The sequence below is a fragment of the Flavobacterium silvaticum genome (genome assembly GCF_012911565.1).
In the GTDB taxonomy this organism is placed as follows: domain Bacteria; phylum Bacteroidota; class Bacteroidia; order Flavobacteriales; family Flavobacteriaceae; genus Flavobacterium; species Flavobacterium silvaticum.
The window spans coordinates 1-2,737 of sequence record NZ_JAAMPU010000074.1 but is presented as its reverse complement, the minus strand read 5'-3'; the positions used below and the strand labels follow the sequence as shown (position 1 = coordinate 2,737).

The following is a 2,737-nucleotide window of genomic DNA, read 5'->3' as shown; positions in this document are numbered from 1 at the left end:
TGGTTTTACCAGCGCCATTACATCCAGCAATAATATATAGATTTGGTTTTATCACGACGTAAATATACCAATTCTAATGATGTTTTGTATCGGCGATTTTTAGGCATTTCCACCAACGTTTGGCCGGTTGTCGCCGGTACGGACTTAGAAAAAAGTTGTATCGGCTGGACGTGAAAGTACAAAGAAAACGGCTTGGTTCAACTACCGAAATGCAGTACTGGCGATAACCGGCGGTTAGGCGATTGTTGCTTCACAGTTATTAGAAAAATTTTTAAAGTAGTCTATAACTATTTGTTCAATATTTTCATTAGTTGCATTTGGCAAAATATGCTGATCTCCATAAATAGCTATATCACGGTAAGCTTGACTTAATTCATAGAATTCAAAAAGATATTGCGGATATCCAAGTTCGATGCAAAGTCTTTCCAGCATATCTAAGATAACTTCAACCTTTCTATTTCCTGTTAAAACTTCATTCACTACAAAGCATGCATAATTTTTAACAATCAATTCTTTATTCGAATAATCTAATTTAAGTTCTGCCAACGCTTTATCTGTAATTTGTTGTAATTCAAATTGATTTGTGTTCTCATTTTCTCCAGCAAGAAATAATAGATTTTCTGAATAAAATCCAGCTTCTAGCATCTTAATTGACCAATCAATCCATTTTTGGTCCACAGTTTTATTAAGGGTTTTGAGAGCAAGAATTTCTGCGGTTGATTTAATTGGATGCATCGTCTATTTTTTTGCAATATCGCCTAACGTTTGGCAGCCAAGCGCGGTTGCGGACTTCCGGAGAAAGTGGGCTCGGCTGAACGTGAAAGTACAAAGAAAATTGATTGGTTCAATTACCTGAAAGCAGCAATCGCGTCTTGGGTGCGGTTACCAGCTGGCTGCGTTCTAGGTTCGCTGAGGAAAATTGAGATTTTTGTCTCGGCGAAATGGAAGGCAGAATTACTCAAATGTCTCTGCGGAAACGAATAGGTTCAACTTTGGAAAAAATCTCAATTTTCAGCCGGCTGGCGGATTGGTCGGGACAAAGCTTGTAGCCCCGAATAAGATGAAGGCTGCAAGCGACTTTCGATCGAGCCGACAGCCGGCCAAACAGTTGTACTTGCGCAGCTTGCTGGTAACGTTCCGCGGCTAAAAGAAGGCGCGGTTTCCCGAGATTTCTGTCTCGGCTGGACGTAAATGTAGTTAAAAAATGGTTGGTTCAATCACTTGATTGGAGCGCTTTTTTTTAGCCGCTGTTGGAAGATGGCTTTATTTTTTTCTCCCGATTTTTACAGGATTTTGCCGAGTATCGAAAACATCATGAACTTCAATTCTGTTGCGATTTTTATCGAATAGATAGACGATTTTGTAATTCTTATAAACCAAATATTTATAATCTAAATGAAATTCTTTAAGTAAAAATTCATCCTGACCAATCAATGGCTGCTTGGATAGTTTTTTAGATTCTTTTACAATTCCAGAAACTAAATTCCTGGCGATTTTCAGGCTTACATTTTCCTTATGATAATCGAAAATAATTTGCAATTCCTGTTTGGCAAAATTTGTCCAATATATTTTCAACTCCATTTCTCGATTTCAGAAAGTAAATCGTCGGCTTCGGTTACGCGATCATTTTTTGAATCTTCGATCGATTGCTTTATTCTAGTTTGATATTCTTCAATTGACAGCGGATTTTCCTGTGATTCCTGAGTTTCTTTTTTTAACAAACTTTCAAGATGCGAAATAGCTCTTTCGCTTTGAAGTTTAAGAAATTCCTGAACAAAAACTATTTTACGCGTTTGCAAATCCATCTTTTCAATCCTTTTTTCAAAAATAAGCAATTTGGGTTTATTGACAACGAGTTTTTCAAAGCTTTCTTCCAACGTTTGGCAGCCAAGCGCGGTTGCGGACTTCCGAAGAAAGTTGGCTCGGCTAAACGTGAAAGTACAAAGAAAAACGATTGGTTCAGTTACCTGAAAGCAGCAATCGCGTCTTGGGTGCGGTTACAAGCCGTTTCTATTCCAAGTGTTTGTAGAAATCCATCATTTTATGCAATATTCTTATGACCTCAATTACGTTTTCATTCCTTTTAAAAAATACGTAATGCGATAATGCGCGGAAGTAAAAATAGTCAGGTTTTACTTTAGGCATTCGTTTTGCCTTCTCAGGATTTTCGCTGAACAGTTCTATTTCCTGAATGATGGATTCGAAATATTTGCTAGCCTGGTTTTCTGACCACTTTTGAAAAGTATAGAAATAGATATCGTTTAGGTCGTTGTAAGCTGCTTCAGTGATTTTGTATTTCATGAATGCTTTTTCTTGAGTTCAGCGAGATGCTTTTTAGGATCATAGTTTTCTACGAATCCGCTTTTTTCTCCGATTTCAAGTTCATTTCTGAGCCACTTGATTTTCTGTGCTTCAATTTCTAATAATCTCAGCGCTGATCTCACAACATCGCTTGCTGAGCTATAACGTCCGGAAGCAACTTCATCATTGATAAAATTATTGAAATGGTCGCCGAGTAATATTGAAGTGTTTTTCGCCATAATTAAAACTTTTTTCAAATATACCAAAGTATGGTATTCGTTGGTGATTTTGAGCAGGTTTTAACAGAAATGGCTTGTAACGTTTCGCGGCTAAGCGAGGTTGCGGTTTCTGAAGAAAGTTGCCTCTGCTACCGCGATGGAAGTTAAGAAAAAAGTTGGTACAATGAATCGAGTAGGAGCAATCTTGCTTAGCCGCT

Annotated in this window: 5 protein-coding genes; all 5 read right to left on the bottom strand. The window is 37.7% G+C overall.

What is annotated here, in order from left to right:
• Positions 1 to 234: 234 nt before the first annotated feature.
• The 5 genes from G6047_RS00360 to G6047_RS00340 all read right to left on the bottom strand — a co-directional run bounded on the left by G6047_RS00360 (position 235) and on the right by G6047_RS00340 (position 2,558).
• Positions 235 to 735, bottom strand: coding sequence for a hypothetical protein (locus G6047_RS00360; RefSeq protein WP_169525330.1), 501 nt, complete (start codon positions 733 to 735; stop codon positions 235 to 237).
• 528 nt (positions 736 to 1,263) lie between these two features.
• The gene (locus G6047_RS00355; RefSeq protein WP_169525328.1) at positions 1,264 to 1,581 is read right to left on the bottom strand and encodes a type II toxin-antitoxin system RelE/ParE family toxin; all 318 of its coding nucleotides are present in this window, start codon (positions 1,579 to 1,581) and stop codon (positions 1,264 to 1,266) included.
• Positions 1,572 to 1,877, bottom strand: a complete 306-nt coding sequence (locus G6047_RS00350; RefSeq protein WP_235946469.1) for a hypothetical protein — start codon at positions 1,875 to 1,877, stop codon at positions 1,572 to 1,574. Before G6047_RS00350 ends, G6047_RS00355 begins: the two co-directional genes overlap by 10 nt.
• Before the next feature lie 133 nt (positions 1,878 to 2,010).
• A complete protein-coding gene (locus G6047_RS00345) occupies positions 2,011 to 2,301 on the bottom strand; it encodes a type II toxin-antitoxin system RelE/ParE family toxin (RefSeq protein ID WP_169525326.1) in 291 nt (96 codons plus the stop codon).
• Entirely contained in the window at positions 2,298 to 2,558 is a 261-nt protein-coding gene (locus tag G6047_RS00340; RefSeq protein WP_394352480.1) for a type II toxin-antitoxin system ParD family antitoxin, read from the bottom strand. Before G6047_RS00340 ends, G6047_RS00345 begins: the two co-directional genes overlap by 4 nt.
• Between the last annotated feature and the right edge of the window lie 179 nt (positions 2,559 to 2,737).

Excerpts from the sequence above, each read along its gene's own strand:
- G6047_RS00360 (WP_169525330.1), bottom strand. The coding sequence starts at position 735 with ATGCATCCAATTAAATCAACCGCAGAAATTCTTGCTCTCAAAACCCTT.
- G6047_RS00355 (WP_169525328.1), bottom strand. The coding sequence starts at position 1,581 with ATGGAGTTGAAAATATATTGGACAAATTTTGCCAAACAGGAATTGCAA.
- G6047_RS00345 (WP_169525326.1), bottom strand. The coding sequence starts at position 2,301 with ATGAAATACAAAATCACTGAAGCAGCTTACAACGACCTAAACGATATC.